The organism is Microcoleus sp. FACHB-1515 (assembly GCF_014696105.1).
Taxonomy (GTDB): domain Bacteria; phylum Cyanobacteriota; class Cyanobacteriia; order Elainellales; family Elainellaceae; genus JAAUTJ01.
On the sequence record NZ_JACJPO010000044.1, the window covers coordinates 87,988 to 109,321 of the forward strand.

At 51.5% G+C, this 21,334-nt stretch carries 13 protein-coding genes; 1 reads left to right on the forward strand and 12 read right to left on the reverse strand.

The annotated features are described in order from the left end of the window. Window positions 1–213 precede the first annotated feature (213 nt). The 10 genes from H6F67_RS15575 to H6F67_RS15620 all read right to left on the reverse strand — a co-directional run bounded on the left by H6F67_RS15575 (window position 214) and on the right by H6F67_RS15620 (window position 15,583). Window positions 214–3,141: a CHAT domain-containing protein gene (locus H6F67_RS15575; RefSeq protein WP_190767542.1), complete on the reverse strand. Its 2,928-nt coding sequence runs from the start codon at window positions 3,139–3,141 to the stop codon at window positions 214–216. A gap of 98 nt (window positions 3,142–3,239) precedes the next feature. Continuing rightward, a complete protein-coding gene (locus H6F67_RS15580) occupies window positions 3,240–4,070 on the reverse strand; it encodes a tetratricopeptide repeat protein (protein ID WP_190767543.1) in 831 nt (276 codons plus the stop codon). 55 nt (window positions 4,071–4,125) lie between these two features. Next, window positions 4,126–6,393, reverse strand: coding sequence for a caspase family protein (locus H6F67_RS15585; RefSeq protein ID WP_190767544.1), 2,268 nt, complete (start codon window positions 6,391–6,393; stop codon window positions 4,126–4,128). Between the two features lie 16 nt (window positions 6,394–6,409). Further along, a complete protein-coding gene (locus H6F67_RS15590) occupies window positions 6,410–7,018 on the reverse strand; it encodes a hypothetical protein (RefSeq protein ID WP_190767545.1) in 609 nt (202 codons plus the stop codon). 79 nt (window positions 7,019–7,097) lie between these two features. After that, window positions 7,098–9,416: a CHASE2 domain-containing protein gene (locus H6F67_RS15595; protein ID WP_190767546.1), complete on the reverse strand. Its 2,319-nt coding sequence runs from the start codon at window positions 9,414–9,416 to the stop codon at window positions 7,098–7,100. 2 nt (window positions 9,417–9,418) lie between these two features. Further along, window positions 9,419–10,459: a DUF1822 family protein gene (locus H6F67_RS15600; RefSeq protein WP_190767547.1), complete on the reverse strand. Its 1,041-nt coding sequence runs from the start codon at window positions 10,457–10,459 to the stop codon at window positions 9,419–9,421. Window positions 10,460–10,512: 53 nt separating this feature from the next. Then, window positions 10,513–11,841: a hypothetical protein gene (locus H6F67_RS15605; protein WP_190767548.1), complete on the reverse strand. Its 1,329-nt coding sequence runs from the start codon at window positions 11,839–11,841 to the stop codon at window positions 10,513–10,515. A gap of 126 nt (window positions 11,842–11,967) precedes the next feature. Further along, window positions 11,968–14,832 (reverse strand): CHAT domain-containing tetratricopeptide repeat protein, encoded by a 2,865-nt coding sequence (locus tag H6F67_RS15610; protein WP_190767549.1) that lies wholly within the window; start codon window positions 14,830–14,832, stop codon window positions 11,968–11,970. Between the two features lie 44 nt (window positions 14,833–14,876). Continuing rightward, complete coding sequence (locus tag H6F67_RS15615) at window positions 14,877–15,059, reverse strand: hypothetical protein (RefSeq protein ID WP_190767550.1); 183 nt, start codon at window positions 15,057–15,059, stop codon at window positions 14,877–14,879. Between the two features lie 110 nt (window positions 15,060–15,169). Further along, window positions 15,170–15,583, reverse strand: a complete 414-nt coding sequence (locus H6F67_RS15620) for a hypothetical protein (protein ID WP_190767551.1) — start codon at window positions 15,581–15,583, stop codon at window positions 15,170–15,172. On the opposite strand from H6F67_RS15620, the gene H6F67_RS15625 reads away from it, so the two are divergent. Further along, window positions 15,582–15,731, forward strand: a complete 150-nt coding sequence (locus tag H6F67_RS15625; protein WP_190767552.1) for a hypothetical protein — start codon at window positions 15,582–15,584, stop codon at window positions 15,729–15,731. The genes H6F67_RS15620 and H6F67_RS15625 overlap by 2 nt on opposite strands. Window positions 15,732–15,766: 35 nt before the next feature. Here H6F67_RS15625 and H6F67_RS15630 read toward each other — a convergent pair whose 3' ends face one another. Continuing rightward, the gene (locus H6F67_RS15630; RefSeq protein WP_190767553.1) at window positions 15,767–17,875 is read right to left on the reverse strand and encodes a DUF4394 domain-containing protein; all 2,109 of its coding nucleotides are present in this window, start codon (window positions 17,873–17,875) and stop codon (window positions 15,767–15,769) included. A gap of 119 nt (window positions 17,876–17,994) precedes the next feature. Continuing rightward, window positions 17,995–21,273, reverse strand: a complete 3,279-nt coding sequence (locus H6F67_RS15635; RefSeq protein WP_190767554.1) for a tetratricopeptide repeat protein — start codon at window positions 21,271–21,273, stop codon at window positions 17,995–17,997. Window positions 21,274–21,334 lie beyond the last annotated feature (61 nt).

Here is a 21,334-nt window from a genome sequence, read left to right on the forward strand (position 1 = left end):
AATATTTGTTTGCAAATATCTGTTCGACGCTCACTTTCACCTATTGCCAGGAGTTGATCACTTATGCAGACTTCAGCCTTCTAAATTTACAAATATGCGTCGATATCGTCTCTAACGAGAAGCATTGGTTCAGAATCAAAACACAGTAATGCAACGAATCATTCAACTTCTAGAAGTTCAACAGGCGGCTCGATCGAGATAGAAATCTGTCGTCTACAAGCCGTTGCCGATCAAGATGAACGGTGCCCAGTAGTAAGGATGTCTGACATCCAGGCTCGATCGCGGTTGTCCGGTGCGAGTGTCGATCGCCGTCACGGTTGCATCGCCGGAGCGATCGGCACGGCTAGCTTCAGCATTGCCGTTGAGCAGGCTGAGTTGCGCCTGTCGGAGCGCTTCGGCTTTGGTCATGCCCCCTGCAAGATTGCCGTAGAACTGCTGCATCAGCGCACTGGTGGCAGGGTCGTTCACCAGCCACAGCGAGGCCAGCACCGATCGCGCTCCGTTTTGCAAGAAGTAGTAGCTGATGCCGGGAATTTCGATGCCGCTTTCGTCAGGGCCGCCGACTGCCGTTTCGCAGGCCGACAGCACGACCAGATGCACGTCATCAAGGCCATAGTTGACCAGCGTTTGGATGCGACCGATGCGAATTTCGCCATCGCCGGAGAGCAAAAATGAATCCTCTGGGCGACCGCTCTGGAATTTGGCATGAGTGGCGATGTGCAGGATACGGCGACCGCTCAAATTGTCGCGCAGGGCGGAAAAGTTGAAGGCGCGATCGAGAAATTCCGCACCGGGAAACACGCCTTGCGAATCGGTTCCGCCCGTCTGCACGATCGCGTTTAGCTCGGTGGGCACGTTGGCGAGCGGCGGCATTCCTCCCACCGACATTGCCACGCCCATCGCCAGCACCGGGTTGTCAGCGGGATTGGGCGAAAGGCGATCGCTCATGTCGGTGAGTTCAGCCGCCAAGATGGTCGAGACGGCATATTGCTCAATCAAATATTGCTGGCGATCGGCATCGAACAGGGCGGCCATCGGAATGTAGCGGGTCGATCGATCGAGCGCAAACACGAGATGCTGAACTTCTTGGCCTTGCAGTTCCGCTTGCAGCGGTTCGATCAGCCAATCGTATAGCTGTTGTGCGGTTGCCTGAACGGTGGCAATATCAGTGGTTGGAATGCCGTTTTGTGTATCGCCTAACTGCTGACGAAATTCGGAAACCGTTTGCCAAAGCTCTTGCTGATTGACATCGCTCTCAAAGGCGCGGAAAATCACGCCATTTTCGCCCGATCGAATTGCCAGCAGAATCCGAATTTTGTCTTCCAGCACGAGCGGATAGACCAGCACGGTTCCGGGTTCGGCGGTGACAATTTCTCTGGCGGTGCTGTTGAGCGCTTCGGAACTCAAGAAACCGGGGTCTTGCGCCAGTCGATCGCGCAGAGTTTGCCGCAATTGTTCGATCGAGTTGTTGAATTCGATCGTGCGGGCATCGAGTCGATCGCGCAGTTGACTCAACTCGGCACACTGACTTTGCTCACACTCGTGCAATCGCTGGGAAAAGGCGGTGAGTGTCCCAAACTCGTCCAGCATTTGCTGCTCGACATCGGCAAGGGGCAGTTGCGTTGATATTCCGCCTACGTCGGCACTGCGGGTAAAGTCGCGAAGCTCTTGCAGTTTGAGCAGTTCCAGAACTTGCTGCGCTTCACCGAGTCGCCCTTGCGAGATCAGGAGATCGGCAAGTTGGCGATAAGTGTTTGCTTCGCTCTGAACATATGATTCTTGCTGTTCAAGCGGTAGGTTGCGGATGCCGTGACGAATTTCCTCGATAATGTTGACAGATTGCTTATAAAGAACAATCGCCAATTCAGGTTGATTTTGCGCTGCTAACAGTTCAGCAAGGTTGCTAAGAGCTTGCTTTTCATTCAAGCGATCGCCAATTCCTCTTGCAACAATGAGAGCTTGTTGATAAAACTCATATGCTCGATCGTCTTGATTCAATTGGTTGTAAATTCGCCCAATTCGATTAAGAGTGCGACCGATACAGCTAATGCACCCATCTGTCTCTTCTTGCTCAAGAACTTCTAGTGCTAGAAAGCTAAATTCCAAAGATTTGCTGTAGTTACCTAAACTAAAATAAACGTTGCTAATATTGCTAAGAACAAATCCCTCTACTCTGGTATCGTTTTCGTTTCTAGCAATTTCTAAAGACAGTTGGTAAAACTCTAAAGCTCGCTCATATCGCTCTAGGGACTCATAAACTCTTGCAATACCTCCAAGTATTTCTCCCTCCCATCTGGGATCGTTAATACGCCTGGCAAGAGATAATGTTTGTTCGTAAATCTCCATTGCTTGTTCGTGTTGATTCAATATTTCATATATATGACCAAGACGGTGAAGCAGCCCTATTCTGCATAGAATACAATCTCTATTTTCCTGCTCCTCACGGATAGCTACGGCCTGTTCAGTGAACTCAAGTGCCTGCCCATACTGCTCCAAATCGTAGTAGAAATATCCTACGTGACTAAGAATTGCTCTTTCCATGAGAGGGGCATTTATCTCTCTGACTCTCGCCAAGCTCCTTTGAAAATATTCAATTGCTTGTGTACCATCGTTAAGGCCATCATAAGCCCTGCCAATATTTAATAGAATATAAGGCTCAAAGGTTCCAGCATTGAGTTCTTGCACTTCTTGTACTTCTTGCGCGATCGCCAAAGCCTGCTGGTAAAACTCAATTGCTTGCTGATACTGCTCCATTTCGAGGTATGCATCCCCAATGTTCCTCAGAGAAATGCCTTCTCCTAAACGATCGCGAATTTCCTGATCGATCATTAATGCTTGTTGAAAAGTTTGTAAAGCTTCTTGGACTTGGTTATCTTCAAGATACACATACCCAATTGCGCTGAGAGTAATGCTCTCTCCTAAACGATCGTCAATTTCCCGATAGATAATTAATGCTTGCTGAAAAGCTTGTAAAGCTTCTTGAAATTGTTCAGCATCCCGGTGTTGAGTACCTTGGTCAAAGAGGCGATCGGCTTCAGCGTTTCGATCGCTTTCTGATCTGTTTTGAGCCTCGATCGCTTCCGTCTCAACCTGTTGCGCGATCGCCCTCGGCACATCCACGCCCACAGAGGCGATCGCCATCAGCACTAACAACCAAAAGCGCAATTGATGCTGACGCAAACTTGAGCAAAAAATCTTTGAGGGGTGCAGGCGCATCGTGAATTCCTTAAACGTTTCAATTAGCCGAGGATTTGCGATTGGAGGCGGACAACGGGTTTGATTGAGGATGGGCGGCGTTTGCGGTAGAAAATCGATCGCCTCCTTAGCCGATTGCCGACTGAAAATCGATCGCACTGCCCAAATTCGGGTTGCTGCTGATTATCGGACAGTTCTAAAAAAACCGCGAGTGCTTGCTGATACCAGTGGGCAGCAGAAAGCAGTAAGTTTTGTTGCTCAAAGAGGGCGGCGATCGCATTCAAATTCAGCACTTCACCGGATCGATCGCCCAGTTCCCGCCAGATCGATCGCGCCTCAAAATAGCAGCACAGCGCGGTTTCAGGTTGTTCCAGTCGCTTGTAGATTTTGCCGAGGACGTGAAACGAGGCGGCTTCTCCGGCTTGGTCTGCGATCGCCACTCGAATGGCGATCGCCGTTTCGATCGATCGTCTTGCAGTGTCGAATTCGCCAAGCTGAAATGCCGCGATGCCGCAGTTGTGTCGCGCCATTGCTTCGCCAGAGCGATCGCCTGCTTCTTCAAGAATTCCGGCTGCACTTTGGCAGAGGCTTTGCATTCGGTGAAGCTGCCCTTGCTGGCCGTAAGCGAGTGCCAAATTGTTCAGAATTCGCCCGACTCCGACGTAATCTTCTGCTGCGACGAATCCCTGCAACGCCTGTTGAAACAGCGCAAGGGCGCGATCGAGTTCGCCTTGCTGCTGCAACAGCGTCCCTAAATCATTCAGCCAAATGGGATGATCGATACCGTTCCGGGACGCCACGATCGAATTGGACATCAGCAGTACCAAAGTCGGGCACGAAACTTGAGTCAGCAGCACAAAAGGCAGGTAGCACATCGGTTGGATCTCCTGAAGGGGCTGGCAAGGAGATTTATTTCTCAAGGAAACGAGGCTATGCAACCACCTCAAAGACGGCGGACAGAACAGCCAGCGTTGCGGTGTCATAGGCAATGGTGTTGTTGCGAGCGCGAACGCCGCCCGTTGGTCGATCGATCGATCGCGACAGGTTATTTAAGTCACCGAGCAACTGATCGAGAACGTCGAGCGGTTCATCTCCGCTCAATCCGCCCAAAGCGCCGCGCGATTGCCCTCGGCCTCTGGCGATCGACTGCATCACCGAGAGCGCCTGACGCAGCGGCTCTTTGCTGACCAAAATCAGCAGTTCTAGAAAGCCGCCCGTGCCTTCAACGGTGAACGTGGTTTCATCTTGGGGGCGCGGCATGGTGAGTTTCTGACCGCGAAAAATGCGAGCCGCTTCTTCTGGAGCTGTCCATTCGGCTGGATACAGCACATCCATCACGCCGTCTGCATTGATGACGAGAATGCTCAGGTACAAATCTTGCTCAGTCTCCAAGTTGTTGATCTCGACTTGCAGATTGCTGCCCGATCGAAACTGCACGGTTGATGTGTCGATCGCGGTCGTCTGAATTTCCTGCGCTCCACGAGTCATCACCTGAAGCGTGTTTCCCCTGCTGCCAGCGGCAAACACTGTGGCCTCGACTCGCAGCGGCGATCCGGTTCCGGCTGTGAGTAGCTGGGCGAGTAGCTGCCTTGCCAGCATTTGTTTGAAGCGCGGACGGAGGCGATCGATCGCGGCGATCGCGGGTTCTCTCGCCAGCCCAAAGCTGTCAACCAGCCGAGTCAGATCCGGCTGAAATAAGCCGATGCTGCCGACGGACGGCAAGTCTGCTTCACCCTCCGCACTCAAGCGTTGCTGATCTTCCTCAGTGAAGCGACCGAGCCAACAATCGATCGCCCCTTCTGAATCAACCACTTCGACGCGGCTCGTCGCAGCCAGTTCGGTTCGTGCCGTCTGAGCTTCTGCGGCCAGCGATCGATCGACACCCACTTTCAGCATCGGATTGGCCGGAATGCCCACGATGCGCTCGCGCAATAGCATTCCCTCGCGCAGGTCTGCGGCTTGCCCTTGCGTCACGCGACCCTCACCACTGAGTCCCACCCGGCGCGTCTGCTCGATCGCCCCCACTTCTTCACCTGCGGCATTGAGAACAGAAAAAATGCTACCCGCCGTACCGCTGAGATTTTGTGACGATACGCCACCCAGCCAAAACTGAGGTGGATCGACGCTGGTGAGAACCGCTTCCGCAGGCGGCGAAACTAAATTTGTGAAATAGATCGGCTGCTGCAAATTGTTACTTTCTGGCTGATATTCAAAAGTTGGAACCTGCTCACGATTCGATGTGGACTGAGCGAGGCTGCGGGTGCTGCGCTCCAAGTCTGAGTAAACCGCTTCCGCCGATCGCGTACTGGTGATTTGCCACAGATAGCGCGTCAGCAAGTAGGTAAAGGCTCCCGCATAAAAGTCGCTAATGGCAGCATCGATCGCAAGCTGGTCGCGCTGTGCCGACCCGATCGCTACGCCTTTGGCAATGCCAAGCTGCCGCAGTCGCTGAAAATCACTGATCGATAGATTCGACTGCGATCGCAACGTTTCCTGTGCTTGCAGTTCAGCGGCACTGGGCACAAGAATGTCGTCTGTCCCGGCTCTGGCTCTGGAGTTGGCCGCTCGCACTCGCACATTTCCCCTTGTGCCTGCGCCGGAGTGACAGCTATCAAGAATCACCGTCAAGTTTTCAGTATCAATCCGCTTCATCAGCAAAAACAGCGTCCGCCCCATGATGTCCGGCACGATGATCTCAGAACCTTGACGATCGATCGTGGCGTCATTGGGAACGATCGTGCCGTTAAGTCCACAATCACCGATCGCCCGACATTCTTCTGTATCCAGTGGATTCGGGTCGCGAATGCGATCGCCATGTCCTGAATAGTGAAAAACAACCACATCTCCCGGTTTCGCCTGACGAATCAAATGCTCTTCAAAAGCGCGAATAATGTTGTCACGATTTGGCTCCACGTCTGCTGTGTCAGACACTTCCAAAATGTCAGCCGGATTAAACCCAAAACGGTGAATTAGCAGGTGTTTTTGCAACTGTACATCGGTTAGACATCCCCTCAGCGATGAAACGCTTTCGGGATATCGATTGATGCCAACCAAAAGCGCCAGTTTGCGCGGCGTCCCTTGAGCAAGAACGCGACCGTAGCGATCGGCCTGTTGAAAGAAATCGAATTGACTCAGGCCGATCGTGGCGAGCGTTGATCCAGCAAATTGCAGAAAATGGCGACGCTTCATCTGTGACATCAGTGGTTTTCCTCTTTTAGGGACAGATTGCTGAAGATGCTTCGTTCAGTGCTTGATTCAATTGATCAGAAGGCCGATCGATCGACAGCACTTCCCGCCAAAAATCGCTCCAAAGCTGTTGGCTGGCGAAATAATCTGCCCGTTCAATGATTTGATCTTCACTGCCGATCGATCGCAAATTCTGCTGAATTTCGGCTTGCCCTTGAGCAGAAACAGTGGCAAATTCAACCGTAATTGCATTCCGAACCATCGGCTGATAAACGCGCCATTCATACAGTTGATCGGGCTGAAGTTCAATATCTACTGTGATTTGATAGAGGGTTGTTGCGGCTAGCTGCACGGGCTGAGGTCGATCGACTAGATTTGTTTCTGTGGCCTCCCAACTCCACAAAGGTTCTGTTTGTCCCACCTGTGAAAGCTGAACGGCTCTAACATTCCCAACCCAAACCAGCGTCGGATCAGCGATCGATACAAGCGGCAAGTCTTCCGAAGGCAACGTTTCGACAGGGGCGATCGCACAGAAGCCGCCTGTGGGTCGTCCGCCGCCGCGCTGGGGTGGATCAGGGGGGCGGCTCGTAAAAATCCGACTCCACCATTCAGGCGCAGCTTGAGCAGGAAGTAGCATTGAAAAGTTTGTCGCTGTCAGGGCAATTGTGACCAGCAACAAGCGAGTTTTTGTACAAATTTTAAGCATTTTTATTTCCTCAATACTGCTTCTTTAATGTAGGCAAAATCAACAGCCAAACTGTTACTAAGGGCAGCACGATCGGTAGCAAAATTGCGATCGAAGCAAGATAAAGCTCCAAGCTGAAAAATGTATAGATGACGCTGCCGCTGATCAAAGAAATTAAAATAGTCGATCGACGGGGCGATCGCTTTTGTATTAGTAAGGCAAGTCCTTTTGCTGCTCCTGCTGTTAATAGAATCATCCAAAGATCCGGAACTGGAATAATTAGCCGCTGCCGCAACAAATGATGAAGTTTATATGCATGAAATTCTGCGCCCGTCATTTCTCGACCGCGTGGATCTTCCTGCTCAAACCAGTGCTGCATCGCTAGAGGAGCAGTGAAATTATCTGATCCGGGTGTTGTGCCCGCTTCCGAATAGCCTCCGGGCGCAATGATTACGACCTGCTGTGCAAGATTTTGTAGCTCCGGTAGATTGCGTTGCTGTAACAGCTTTCCGGCTGAAACGGCGGTGTAGATTTGATCGGGCGGTAGTGAGTAATCAACAATTGGATCAAGCCACCATTGACCGAGCCAATAGGCAAATTCCGTGATGGGCGATCGACTGGTGCGATCCGTTTGCCAGTTGTCCTGATACTGTTGCGCTAGCACGTAAGTTAGCGGCTGAATCTCACCTGTAAAGGGTAAATCCATGTGATTTCTTCGGAAAAGAATGCTTCCTGAAACGCTATCGTTGGCAATTTTTGGCAGGGCTTCGTGCCAGTTTCTTTGCTCATAGTCGGCTCCAAATACAAACTCAACTCCTTTCTGTTGAGCATTCTGTACTGCGGCGGCAAGACGATCGATTTTCGCTGGTTCTTGAGGGCGATCAAGGACATAATCAACGCCAATCAGTTTGGGATGATAGGCAGCAACTTGATTGATCAAATCAGCAAGTGCATCATAGGGAATCGGATTGCGGTCGACAATTTGTTTTTGATCAAAGAAGCGATCGTCCACCTGCACTAATAGAACGGGTGGCGGCTGATTCACAATTGCTCGCTGAGTTGTCTGTCGATAAATGGCTTGAGTCAAGACTCGACGTTCTAATAACCATTTTTGCGTTGGAAGCTGCCAGCTTAATAGAATCAGGACAAAAAGTGCGATCGCCTCATAGCGTTTCGGCGTAAACTGCTTCAGCCAGTGCCAGCGATTGAGCGGCTCAATGCGGTAAAGTTCAGCGTTAGGATAGCGAAATAAGGAAGGAACCAGATGAACCGAAGGATAGGTTAAATTCTTCTCGGTTCTTAAGAATTGACAGGCGGCAAGTAGCGATTCGTGAACATCTTTGTGGTCGGCTAAGCCCTGCATAAACTGCATCAAAAATTCTGGTGCAACGCGATCGTGAATCTTCTCGCGCATCACGGCAACTTGACTCAAACCGAGGTCGATTAATGACTCAGCAATATCCAAGCCGCTGCATGAATTAAATAAAGCGAACTGAAGGCCATTTTCGCAGGCGATTTGAAGCTGTGGGGCAATTTCACGAATGCGAATTGAGGCATGGGGCGCGATCGAAATTTCACCGCCCATCAGTTGATTTTCATCACTATGTCCAGCAAAAAATAATAGATCCCAACCTTGCGGATCGACGAGTGCTGCAACGATTTCAGCTTTTAGCTGATCGATCGATTTTCCTGCTTCCCAACCGATGCGTTTAGGCGGGTCAGCAATGTGTTTGAGCGATCGATCGATCTGCTGCCAATCTGCTAAGAAATCCAGGTTTTCATCGCTGCCCAAAATCACCAGAATGCGGGGACGTTGAGGACGTTGACGAATGATTGGAGCCGCATGGCGAATGTTCAGTGGAACTCGCGCCAGCCGAATTTTCAAGTTTGTAGCAAATGAAGCTCCAAGCTCCCACGATTCCCAAGGTAGCCTTGCCAGTTCGATCGAGGTGCAGGTGAGGAAGACATCGAGATGCCCTGTGTCGGGTGCGATCGAGCGGCTGGCCTGCGCGATCGTGGTGTAGAGGTCGAACAGTTCTGGCTGCTGAAGCCAACGGTGAAAGTCAAGCAGCAGGCGCGTTTCGGCTTCCACGAGGCGAGAGTGCCAGTCGAGTTCAGGGGTGGCGATCGCGCCGGATGCTGCCGCTTTGCCTCGCAGCGCATCGCCACTTTCAGGACGCAAATCCGGTGAGTAGCGGTGGTAGAAGCTGAGATAGGCGTGTTGCCAGTCGCGATAGAGCGCCATTAGTCCGTCTGGAAAGGCCAGCTTTCGCGACAATCGCTGTCCTTGTCCCCAAGTCAAATCGAAGAAGCACAACTGCCCTTCTTGATGAATTCGCAGGTAAAACATGATCAAGTTGCGTCATCAATGAACGTGAACGGCGGCAGCGTCAAAGTTGCGCCATTTTGGAAGCCGATCGACACCCAGAAGCGTTCGGCATCCGTGCCAATCACCTGTGTAAACAAATAGTCTTGAGTGCGATCGTGCAGCACAGGTTCGGCCAAAACCTGCTCCGCATCTCGTACCTGAAGTTGAGTGCCGATCGGCAACGTGGCTCCGGGTTGCGCTCCTAAAACTAAAAGTAGCGTCCACTCCGAATCGGTTGCGGCTTTCCAAGTCATCGCATACAGTCGCAGCAGCGCGTCTTCGCACTGAAAATCGCGATAGCCGCCGCGAGCCTGTGGAAGTGCGTTGATTCTGCCCTGCTGCGTGAGTTGATGGAGTACCCGATTGAACTCCTCATTGGGCGATCGCATCGATCGCATCTCCAAACTAGGAGTCGGTGCGGGTAGAAGAATCCAGGCAAATTCTTGAGCAAGCTGATCGAGGCGATCGTTCAGCCACAGTCCAACATTAATTGCGCTCTGCGTAACGGTGTTTGCAATCGAACTCCTAGAAGCAGTGGGCGCAACGGTTGGCATTGCATCAGCATCCAAACAGCGTAACCACAGCAGCAATCGATCGGGATTCGCGTCAAACAACTCAGTATTGAGCCAGTAGGTTTCACCGTCAGCCTGGATCGATCGCACCTGTTCAACTAACTGCGCCTGCTCGATCGCGCTGCGAATTTGAATTTGTCCTAGCTCTTCTAAAACTTCAACTAGAACGTACAGGTGAGGAGTGAAAGTCGATTCGATCGCGCTTTGGGAAATGGCAACTTCATCGGCTCCCAGTTCATCGGTTGCGATTAGATGAACCCTGAAATTGCCGATGCGTAGCTGACAGGGTTCTAGAGATCGATCGCTCAACATTCGCAGTTCAGGAGCGCGTTTTTGCAGCCAGTTCTCGATACCCATTTGCGCCAGCGTATTCAGATAAAGCTGCCACTGTTGCGCCTCGATCGATTCGCGCTGACTGATAGTGAGGGCGCGATCGATCTGGGCTTCGCTCAATGAAATAGTGTCAGGTGAAAGAAACATGGAATGGAGGCGTTCGGGGTTTGGAATTAGTGAGTACATAGAGCAATGTTCTGAGTTTTAAGATAGCGACAAAGGCGGCGAGAAAACAAACTATTGCGCGGCTGATTTGGCGTATTGGCTTCGGCAGCAGCGGCGGCAATGATTGGGTCAATTTGCTCTAGCAAAATTGTGTCAAGCTGCTGATCGATCGCTTCCAGGCGCGATCGACTGCTGTAGGTTTCGGCTAATGCTTTGACGCGATCGCGCAGCTTCAGCAGCAAGGTTTGTCGCACACTGGCACGAAGTTGATCAAGCTCTAGCAAACGAGAAACAGTGGACTGTGTGCCAAGCTGCATTTCTTTGGCAATTCTGCCCATCGATCGACTTTCGCAGTGAAACAGGCAGAGTGCAGGCAAAAACTTTGCGGCTTTGTCCGGCTTTTTCTTCTGATGGTACTGAGTGACCACTTCTGTCAGCGATGCTTCTAGACATTCCAACAAATCTTGTCGATAGCGGTTGAGCAGTTCATTTTCAGAATTGTCTTCAGGGGCAGATTGCTCAATCAAAGCGTGATTATTGGAGTCATCGATCGAAATTGTTTCAGGACAGCGATTTTGTCGAATCAACTGTGCCAAATCTTGTAGTTCTTCTAGCAGTTGTTTGGCAGAATATTGAAGATTTTGCGATCGAAGATAGCTCATCATCTCGTCAATCTGCTCTACTGTGGGTTCTGCATATTTGCGGCGCGACTGACTGCCAAGCTCACGGAGGCGATCGCGACGATAGATTTGGTGATAAGCCGTGAGTAAATGCACCTTTTTTTGAATTTCACTGTCCGGCAAGCGAAAGGTATTTTTACAAAGTCGTCGCAAGCGATCGATCGGAATATTTAGCAGCGACCAATCACTCGCAATATAAATGCCGCAATTGAGCAAAAACGGATTTAGTTCGGCCATCACCAAGCGCTTTGTCCAGGTGCTAAGCTGACCTAAATTCAAATCAACGGTTTGCAGAATTCGAGTTGCTACTGATTGATAGTTGGAAGTTTGGCGGCGATCGAGTGGCAAGCGATCATCCAATACTAAACTGTACAAATCTGCCCAGGTAAACCCGCCTTTTTGCCCAAACTGAGCGACGAGTTCTCGACAAATCCAAGCGCTTTGATTGGAGATGAAGCAGCGCAGACAGGATTCTGCGGCTTGGCGATCGATTGCCGCTTTGCTTCGCACGATCGCGATGAGTTGCCGCTGCACCGAGGCATCTGCGATTTCTTCACCTGTGGAAAACTGCTGCTTAAAAAATGTTCGGGCAGGAGCAATGACTTCAACTCGGCGGTTGCCCGCCGCATCAATGCCAACAAATTGCCAATATCTCAACGCCTCACCCATACGGTTGCCTTTTGTGATTGTCAGTTTGGTGTTGTGTCGGGAACTGTCCTGAGCGGCTGACTCCCTCGCTGTTCATATCTATCTGAGCGGAGCAGTCACCTATGCAGGTCGCGATTAGAAGGTGGCGATCGATCGCCAGTCGCCAGAAAAGATAAACCCTGCCCAGTAGTAGGGATGTTGGTAGAAGGGAGCTTGCAGCATTTCTCGCTGGACGGCTCGCAGGGCGGCACTGCGGTTTTCACCGCGCTGGAGTCGTTCATAGTAGAGCGACATCAGTTGGCTCGTGCCGTGATCATCGACTTTCCATAAGCTCATCAGTTGGCTTTCGGCTCCGGCCATCACGAAGGCGCGACGCAGGCCGTAGACTCCTTCACCGTTGATCACGTCGCCCAGCCCAGTTTCGCAGGCGGACATGACAACCAGTTCCGTGCCGCGCAAATCGAGATTGGTCACTTCCAGCGCGGTGAGTACGCCGTCTTCTGTGCCGCCGCCTTGACGCGGGTTGAAGCCTGCCATAGCCAAGCCCGATCGCAACAGCGGATTTTCGTTGCTCTGGCGAACATTTGGACTCGCTGAAAATTGATCGCCCGTGAACACAGGCGCGATCGTGCCATCTCCACCTCTGGCATTGGGCGGCACAAACTCGACATCTTCGAGAAAGAAGCCGTGTGTCGCCAGATGCAAAATGCTGGGAGATTGCAGCCGCTTGAGCGTGTTTTCGGTCGCTTGCGTTCCGGTTAAAACGGTGAGGTTGGGCAGCAGGGGCGCGATCGCTTCGGCTTCGGTTTGCGTTCCGGGCAGCGGGTCAAATCGCAGGGCAGTGATGTCGCTCGATCGCTGATCGGTGCTGCGAGTGGAGGCAGGTTGAGCGATGGCGATCGCTGCAATCTGAGTGCTGCCCGGATCGTCGTAGTCGGGATTGGCAAAGAGAACGGGAGCCGAACGGCTGGGCGCTTCGAGTTGCAGCTTGAGCAGGTCGCGCCCCGATGTGAGATAGGTGAAGTCGTAGGATTCGAGCAGGTAGCGATCGTTCTCATCCTTCAGTGCCGCAAACGGAATCAAATTAAGCTGACCGTCCGGCGAAATCAGAATGTGCGTTTTGTCTCCCAACAGCGATCGAATCGGCTGCATCACAAGCTGATCAAGCCGCCTTGCTGCCCCTTGCGGATTTTGAGTGGGCGATCGCAAGCCTTGCCGCAACACGGCGATTTGTCGATCGATCGGTTCTGCTTCGCCTAAATCGACAGCTTGCGGGTCGCCCGTCTTGTGCAGCACATAGGCGGCATAGCGGGGAGTGCCGAATCGCTCAAAGTAACTGGCTCTAGGGTTGAACGGATTGTATTGCACCAGTTCCACAAGGGCAGCATCAGCGGGAATCAAAATTTGGACAGATTCGATCGTCACAGGCTCGACTTCAGCTCGAAATTCAGCGCTACGTTGTGCCAGTTGATTTTCTAGCTGCTCGGCTTGCATTTGCAGGGCAGTCACTTGAGTGCGGTATTGTTCAGGTGAGTAGTTGCCCAAGCCGCCAAACAGCAGCGTTGCCAGTTGTGTATTGGTCACTTGCAGTTGATTCAACTGCGTTTGATCGGGCGGGCTGAGGTTTTGCCGTAGCTGTTGCAAGCTGTCTGTAACCGCATCCAAAACGCGCCCTTTGCGCCGCAGCACGGTTGTTAGCGCGAGTTCTGCGGCTTCTGAGTGGGTAGTTGCGGCTTGCAGATGCAGCGAAATTGCCCAACTCGCTGTTCCTTGCAACGTGGCAATGTAAGCACGTTTGCGAGCTTCTGAGCCAGTTAAGAAGGTGACTGCAAGATTGGTTTCGTCAACTTCCATGCCGCGACGCAGCCAATCTAAAGCACGAGTATAGTTGCCTTGCGCTTGGTACAGCCCTGCAAAGTTGTTGAAGGTAGCGGCAACAAGCGGATGATTCGCTCCGAGGGCAGCCTCTCGGATTGAAAGCACTTGCTGGTAAAGCGGTTCTGCTTGAGCATAGTTGCCTTGCATTTGATACAGCGATGCCAAGTTGTTGAGTGCAGTGGCAACAAATGGATGATCGACTCCCAACGCTGCTTCCCCAATTGAAAGCGATCGCTCAAACAGCGGTTCTGCCTGAGCATAGTTGCCTTGCTTTAGGTACAGCGATGCCAAGCCATTGAGAATTAGGGCAATGTTAGGGTGATCGAGTCCCCATGTTGCTTCTAATATCGAAAGCGATCGCTGGTAGAGCCGCTCTGCTTCAACATAACCGCCCTGATCTTGGTACAGCAATGCCAAGTTGTTGAGGGTAGCGCCAACCAGCGGATGGTTAACTCCCCATGCTGCTTCTAATATCGAAAGCGATCGCTGGTAGAGCGGTTCTGCTTGAGCATAATTGCCTTGCTCTCGGTACAGTTCCGCTAAGTTATTGAGTGCAGTGGCAACATCAGGGTGATTGACTCCCCATGTTGCTTCCAAGATCGAAAGTGCTTGCTTAAACAGCGGTTCTGCCTCAACGTAATCACCTTGGTCTAGGTACAGTAGGGCCAAGTTATTGAGTGCAGTGGCAACATCAGGGTGATTGACTCCCCATGTTGCTTCCAAGATCGAGCGCGATTGCTGATAGAGCGGTAACGCTTGAGCATAGTCGCCTTGCTCTCGGTACAGTTCTGCCAAGTTGTTGAGGCTGATGGCAACAAACGGATGATTGGCTCCTAGAATTCGCTCATAGATTTCGAGAGTCTGCTGGACTAGGAAAGTTGCTTCAGCATATTGTCCTTGCTGCTGAAGCTCCGATGCCTGTCTTGAGCGGCGATCGGCCTCCTGCAATTCCTGAGCTTCAGCACTGGTCACTTCAGGTTGTGAACCGCCTTCCGGTTTCGCCAAACTCGATCGCCCCTCCACCATCTGCCACGCAAAAATCATCACTAGCGTCAGCAAAACCGCCATGACTCGGCGCGGCCATTTTCGCAGGCGGAGCGATCGAAGATTATGGCGCAGCATAAGGGGATTTTGAGTAGAGAGCGATCGAGCGAAATGATACACCCTTAGATATATTCCGAGATGTGGTGACCGACGCACGAATGCAGAAAATCTTTGGAAAAGGCTTGAGCGCGATCGATTCGCACGGGTCGATCGGTTGATTTGACGCGCTCGATAGTAGCATTGCGGCAGACAAACAAAGTAAAAGGCGAGGGTGTATGGCAGTTTTCGAGGAGGGGCGATCGCATTTATTCTCTCGCCTCAATCAGGTCATGCAGGCGCGATCGCAGATGGTTGACCTCCAACAGCCAAGCTTTTCGTGAAAAAACAGCAAGCGATCGCTTGATCAAGAAATCATTTACCGCAGGCGATCGCGCCGCAATTGATGATAGGCAAACGTGCCTCGAACCGAGTTGGCAAAGGCGATGACAATTACCAAAGCAATCAGCAAATCGCTCATGGAAACAATCGGCTGAGTAAGTCGCGTTACCAGTTGCTCAGTTCCATACAGCACCAGCCCGCTCACCGCAGCACAGCGCGATTGATGCGCGATGCCGATTGCGATCGCCACAAAAACACCGATTCCCCAACCAAACCGAGCATCAAACTGTGGCATTCCTGCACCCAAGCCACCAAACAAAATGACAACAAAGGCAAACATCGCCGTTGTGATGGCAACAAACATCGCGGCCATCATGCCCTGTTCCGCCGCTTGTCGGGCTGATTTGAGGCTGTCGATCGTCCACCAAAACTGGAATTTGCGAATCGTCATGCTGCACCTTCAGTTGGATTGGCTAGCAGGCGATCGAGGTGTAAATGTAGAATTCGTCCGCCGCTATCAGCATGTATTTCCAGCCGTTCCAGAGCTATGCAGCGATTTGACGCGATCGCGTTCTGTCAAAAGGCAATCGCCCTGCTGAACCGAGCGATCGCCACTGTGAATTAAAACGGCGAATTAAACAGGTTGACCTGCCATCCCAATCAAGCGGTAGGGCACGCCGTTGCCAGAATCGACGATGGGCGTCACAGCAGTGGCGGCTCCGGTTGCCAGATCGATCGAGTAGACCGTGTCGTTGCTGGCGGCGTAGCCTCTGTTGACTCCGTTGGCATCGGTAAGAATGTCGAATCCGGTGGCGCGATCGAAATCCACGCCCAATCCACCCACCGTAAACAGGTCACCTTGATCGTTTTGCAGCACCAGCACATCGCGATCGGTGTCGATGCCGTAGAGTGCCGTCGCGCTTGATCCTGCCACGTTGTTGCTGTAAGCCGAAGCCGTCACGCTGGGCACAAACCCCGCATTGGCATCAACAAACGAATACAGCAACTCACCATCTGTACTGACGATCGCTCCGGTGAGCGGGTCAATTTGCTGGTTTTCGCCTGTTTCACTGACGAAACGAAGGCGATCGATCGACGGGTCGAAGTCGAAGCCCGGTGAAAATCCGGTGGTATCGACTGAGCCGACTCCAACCTGCGTGGCAGCTCCGGTTGTGAGGTTAATGGTGTAGAGCTTGTCGGCACTGCTGAGGCCATACAGTTCTCCGGTGCCGGGACGAAAATCGATCGCGGTCATAGTTTCGCCCGCCGCCAGTCCGCTCATGTCTACAAACGCCAGCAGTTTTCCCGGTTCAATCAAGTTAGGGTCAAGGGCAACCAGTCGATTGTTGTCGGCCAGGGCATACAGCGGCAACTCCTTGAGGCTGTAGCTCAGACGATAGTTGGTTGAGGCTGCACCATCGGCAAGGAAAACGCGCACATAGTAAGTACCGGGATTGAGATTGTTGAAGACGGCATCTGGAGTTGTGCCTGAATTGAGTGAACTGTCGATCAGGTTGCCATTGGCATCGAACAGTTGCAAATCGGCGTCAGCGCTGAGGCCATCAAGCTGCAAATCTAAACGGCTGGCGACATCGAGATCGACCCGATACCAATCTTGCTCATTGGCCGCGATCGCATTACTGGTTGTCGAATCTGACTGAATCAAAACTGCGGTTTCGATCGACTGAGTAAACGACTCAAACTGATAGTTAAACTCATATTGAGTGAAGGTTGTGCTGGTGGAAGAAACGCGCACATAGTAAATTCCAGTTGTCACATTGACGTTGAGAAATTCCTGACTCGTGCTAAGGTTCGCAGAGGTCGCAATCACCGTGCCGCTGCTGTTAATGACTTCCAGATTAGCGTCCACACTCAACTGGCTCAGCGACAGCTTCAGCGTTCCGGTTGAAGTGACATCCACCTGATAGCAATCATTGGTATCCGATGCGCCGATCAAGCCAGAAATTGTCTGCTCAGTTGAAGTAATCTCGATCGATTCCGCCGTTTCGATCGAGTTGCCGTTTAACTGCACCTGTTGAAAGTCGAGGTTGAGTTTGAAGCGCGTTTCGCTGCGCTTGACGCGAATTTCAAGATAGTAAACGCCGGATTCCAACACTTGCGAAATGGACTCAGACCGATTGCCGCGCTGGTCTGAAGTAAACAAAACTTGGCGATCGCTGCCGTAAAGCGCAAACTCACAGTCGGCACTGAGTTTCTTCAAGGTGCTGCTGAAACTGGTGCGATCGACAACGGTGAATTTGTAGAATTCCGATCGGTTGCTGCGCGACGTAAAATCAACATCTTCGCGCAATGTAATTCGACCTGATAGAATTTCACTGCCGTTTTGCTCAATCTCGATCGCCCGCTCAAAGCTGCTGCCCTGTCGTTCAATTTCCGTTGTGGAAGTGGTGTTTGAAGCGTTCAACCGATAGCGAAAATCGCCTTCAATTCGACGAACTTCCAAGAAGTAGCGGCCTTTTTTCAGTCGTTCCAAAATTGATTCGGCTTCGCCGTCTGCCTCGTCGGAATTGGCAACAATTCTGCCCCTGCGATCGTACAGCACCAGTTCAGAATTGCCTTCAATGCGGTTGAGTGCAACTTGAACAGTTCGGCTTTGCGTCAGGTCGAATTGATACAAATCAAATTCATTGGTTTCGGTCAGTGAACCTTGAAGTTTAAGCTGATTACTCTGAAACCGAACGCGGGTTGCTTGGGCAAACAAACTAGCTGCATTCTGTGTCATGATTGTGTTTTTAGAAAATTGGTAGAGGCGAGAAGCGCAGCATTTCGATCGCTGCTGCTTGACTCATTTCCACCTATTTCCCACGCTTCTCAACCGATGCAGAAAGGCGATCGCCCGTTTCACAAACCATTGCCAATCAAAATAAACGGTGCCCAGTAATAGGGATGACTCAAATTATTACTGACAGAAGCGGGTAAACCTGTGCGAGTGCTGATTGCTGTAATGGTTGCCCCGCGTGGTTCTCCAACTGCGGTTAAGTCACCTGTAATCAGCACCTGCTGAGCGCGTTGCAACGCTTCCGTTTTGCTGTAGCCGTTCGTTAGAGCCGTGTAGAACATATCCATCAGCACTTGCGTTCCGCCATCGTTGACCGACCAGAGCGAGGCAATTACAGCATTTGCACCTGCTCTTTGCATCTGATAGCCCAAACCCAGAATTTCGCGACCATCTCCCAATTCGTCACCCACTCCGGTTTCACAGGCACTCAAGACAATCAAATCAACATCTGTCAGATCCCAACTGCGAATTTGATTGAGCGTGACGTAGCCACCATTTTCGCCATCATCACCCAGCAGAATAAACGACTGCTCAGGTATTCCTTGCACAAAGGCGGCATGAGTTGCTAAATGCACGATCGAGTAGTCTTTTACAGCCGTAGCAATTGCCGGAGTCAAATTCTGATTCAGCAGCGATCGCGTGTTGGGCATTTGTTCAGCCAGCGCATCCACTTCGCGCCCCGCAAATGGCAAATCGTTAAACGTGAAGGTTTCACCGCCCACCGTGATCGATCGTCCCTGCGTCACTGCCCCAGCCAGCACAACCGGATCAGGACTCGGCTGCGAGTCGATGCTAGTGAGGCTGACTGCTGTAATGTTGTTCACCTCAAAGCGCTCCGCCAGCCATCGATCGCCATCGTGCAGCGCAGCCAGGGGAATGTAGCGCAACTGTCCATCCGGCGCATAAAGCACAGTTTGAATTTCAGCCGCCGTCAATGCCGATTCGAGCGGTTCGATCAGCCAGCGATACAGCCGTTGGGCAGGCGCGATCGCATCGCTGTTTGGATTTTGCAGCGCTTCGCGAAACTGTCGGATCGCCTCATTCAGGTCACGCCGCTCTACACTGACAGTCTGACGAATGGGTACACCGCTCTCCGTCACCAAAATTAGCTCGATGCGATCGTCCAGCACGAATGGATACAGCAAAGCGGCATTTTGCGGCAGCTTGGCTAAATCCTCTTGCAGGTTGCGGAAGTCGTTTAAGTCAATGCTTTGATTTCCGGTCGTTTGTCTGAGGCGATCGACATTCTCTCGAATTGCTGGCTCATCAAATAGCGTCAGAAATTGATCGACCAGCGCCCTTTCTTGATCACTCAGTTCATTCAGTCGCTCGGTCTGGGCGGGTGTGCGCTGATCGGCTGGAATTGCCTCTAGCTCAGCCAATTCGCGATTGAGGGCGATGAGGCGATCGATGCTGTTGTCAACCGTTTGCTGAATGGCGGCTTCGGCTGGACGTGCCGGAATGCCTTCAGTCGTGCTGTCCGTGCCGCGCACGTCGCGCAAATAATTATCTAGCTCCTGTACCTTGAGCAGATCCAATACCTGTTGCGCTTCAATGATGCGGTCTTGTTGAAGGAGTAGATCGGCCAGTTGACGATAGATAACGGCGATCGTTTCTGTAAAAGACTGTTGCAGCTCCGGCGATAACGCTTGATTACTGCTGCGAATTTGCTCTGTGATGTTAACTGATTGCTTGTAGAAGGCGATCGCCAACTCCGGTTGATCTTGTGCCGACCAAAGTTTACCCAGCGATAGAAAAACAGTCGCCTCAAACGGAAGATCACCTACCTCCCTGGTAATGCCCAAAGCCTGTTGATGATATTCCAGTGCCCTAGAGTACTGTCCCATCTCTCGATGAACTGCTCCAATCGCATTGAGAGTAGCCCCCTCATTTGGGCGATTACCTACTTCTTGATGAATGGCTAAGGCTTGTCGATAATAATTTAGCGCTTGAGGATATTGTTCTAGAAGTTGGTAAACTTGCCCAATACCCTGTAGAGTAGAGCCTTCCCTTGCCCGGTAGCCAATTTCTCGTAAAACCGTCAAGGCTTGCTGGTAATAGTCCAGCGACTGAGAATACTGCTCTAAGTGTTGATAAACGCTTGCAATATGCTCTAGAGCAATTCCCTCACTCTCACGATCGCTAATCTCTCGAAAAATGCTCAAGGCTTGCTGATGATATTCCAATGCCTGAGAATACTGCCCCAAGTTGCTGTAGGTTGATCCAATATTTCCGAGATTGCTTCCCTCGCCTTCGTGGTTGCTCGCTTCTCGATTTACTACTAGTGCTTGCTGGTAGTAATCTAAAGCTGTGAAATATTGCCCCAAATTGCTATAAACAATGCCAATATTGTTGAGTGCAGTTCCCTCACCCGCACGATTACCCGTTTCTCGATGCACTGCTAAAGCTTGCTGATGATAGTTCAAAGCTTCAGAGTAAGGACCGGTAACGCCATAAACTGAGCCAATGTTACCGAGTGTTGTTCCTTCATTTCTGCGATCGCCAATTTCTCGAAAAATTACCAGAGCTTGCTGATAAGATTCTATAGATTCGGCATACTGACCTAGACCGTCATAATCCCAGCCAAGACCAAGAAAGGCATTTGCTTCCCCTCTGCGATCGCCAACTTCCTGAAAAATTACTACAGCTTGTTGGTGGTAGTTCAAAGCCTCAGAATAAGGTCCGATAACGCCATAAACCCAGCCAATGAGAGTAAGTACTGTTCCTTCGTTATGACGATCGCCCACTTCTCGATAAAGCGTTAGTGCTTGCTGAAAAGATTGTAATGCCTCTTGATATTGATTGTTTGTCTGCTGCTGACGACCTTGCTGCATGAGGCGATCGGCTTCTGCAAGCGCCAACTCGTCTACCGTTGCTGCTCGCAGCGTCAGCGTATAGCTGCCAGATTGGTCTCCCTCTGCATAAGCATTCGCCAAAATCGTGTAGCGTCCCGTTATGGGTAGCTCGATCGCAATGCGAGAATTAGTGCCGCCGCCGTCATCGTTTAGAGCGATCCTTCTACCTGTAGGAGCCTGCAAAATCAGGTAGGTGTCTAAATCAGTGCTGCTCATCTCAATCACAACCGTTTCACCCTGACGACCTTCAAACGAGTGTTCGTCGTAGAACGTGTTGTCATCTGGCAAAACACGATCGCCTGGTTCCAGAACTCCTTGTACTCGCAGCAGTGGTTCAGGTTGGGCAGCATCTGCATCGGAATCGTTCTGCTCTTGAGCGAACGCAACAGACGATCGCCACCCTACAAAATCCGTCACCAGCCCAACCGGAACGAAACTGAAGCAGGCGATCGACAACAAGACCTTGAGCGACTTGGCAGCAGACATAGAAATTCTCCAAAAAGCAGCAATTGAATCAGCGTTTCAGTCGAGATTGACCGCTGAAACG

Bases quoted from the DNA above. Each gene is read 5' to 3' on its own strand.
- H6F67_RS15575 (WP_190767542.1), bottom strand. From the start codon at position 3,141: ATGGCGATCGCCTCTGTGGGCGTGGATGTGCCGAGGGCGATCGCGCAA.
- H6F67_RS15580 (WP_190767543.1), bottom strand. From the start codon at position 4,070: ATGTGCTACCTGCCTTTTGTGCTGCTGACTCAAGTTTCGTGCCCGACT.
- H6F67_RS15585 (WP_190767544.1), bottom strand. From the start codon at position 6,393: ATGTCACAGATGAAGCGTCGCCATTTTCTGCAATTTGCTGGATCAACG.
- H6F67_RS15590 (WP_190767545.1), bottom strand. From the start codon at position 7,018: ATGCTACTTCCTGCTCAAGCTGCGCCTGAATGGTGGAGTCGGATTTTT.
- H6F67_RS15595 (WP_190767546.1), bottom strand. From the start codon at position 9,416: ATGTTTTACCTGCGAATTCATCAAGAAGGGCAGTTGTGCTTCTTCGAT.
- H6F67_RS15610 (WP_190767549.1), bottom strand. From the start codon at position 14,832: ATGCTGCGCCATAATCTTCGATCGCTCCGCCTGCGAAAATGGCCGCGC.
- H6F67_RS15615 (WP_190767550.1), bottom strand. From the start codon at position 15,059: ATGCGATCGCCCCTCCTCGAAAACTGCCATACACCCTCGCCTTTTACT.
- H6F67_RS15625 (WP_190767552.1), top strand. From the start codon at position 15,582: ATGCTGCACCTTCAGTTGGATTGGCTAGCAGGCGATCGAGGTGTAAAT.
- H6F67_RS15620 (WP_190767551.1), bottom strand. From the start codon at position 15,583: ATGACGATTCGCAAATTCCAGTTTTGGTGGACGATCGACAGCCTCAAA.
- H6F67_RS15630 (WP_190767553.1), bottom strand. From the start codon at position 17,875: ATGACACAGAATGCAGCTAGTTTGTTTGCCCAAGCAACCCGCGTTCGG.
- H6F67_RS15635 (WP_190767554.1), bottom strand. From the start codon at position 21,273: ATGTCTGCTGCCAAGTCGCTCAAGGTCTTGTTGTCGATCGCCTGCTTC.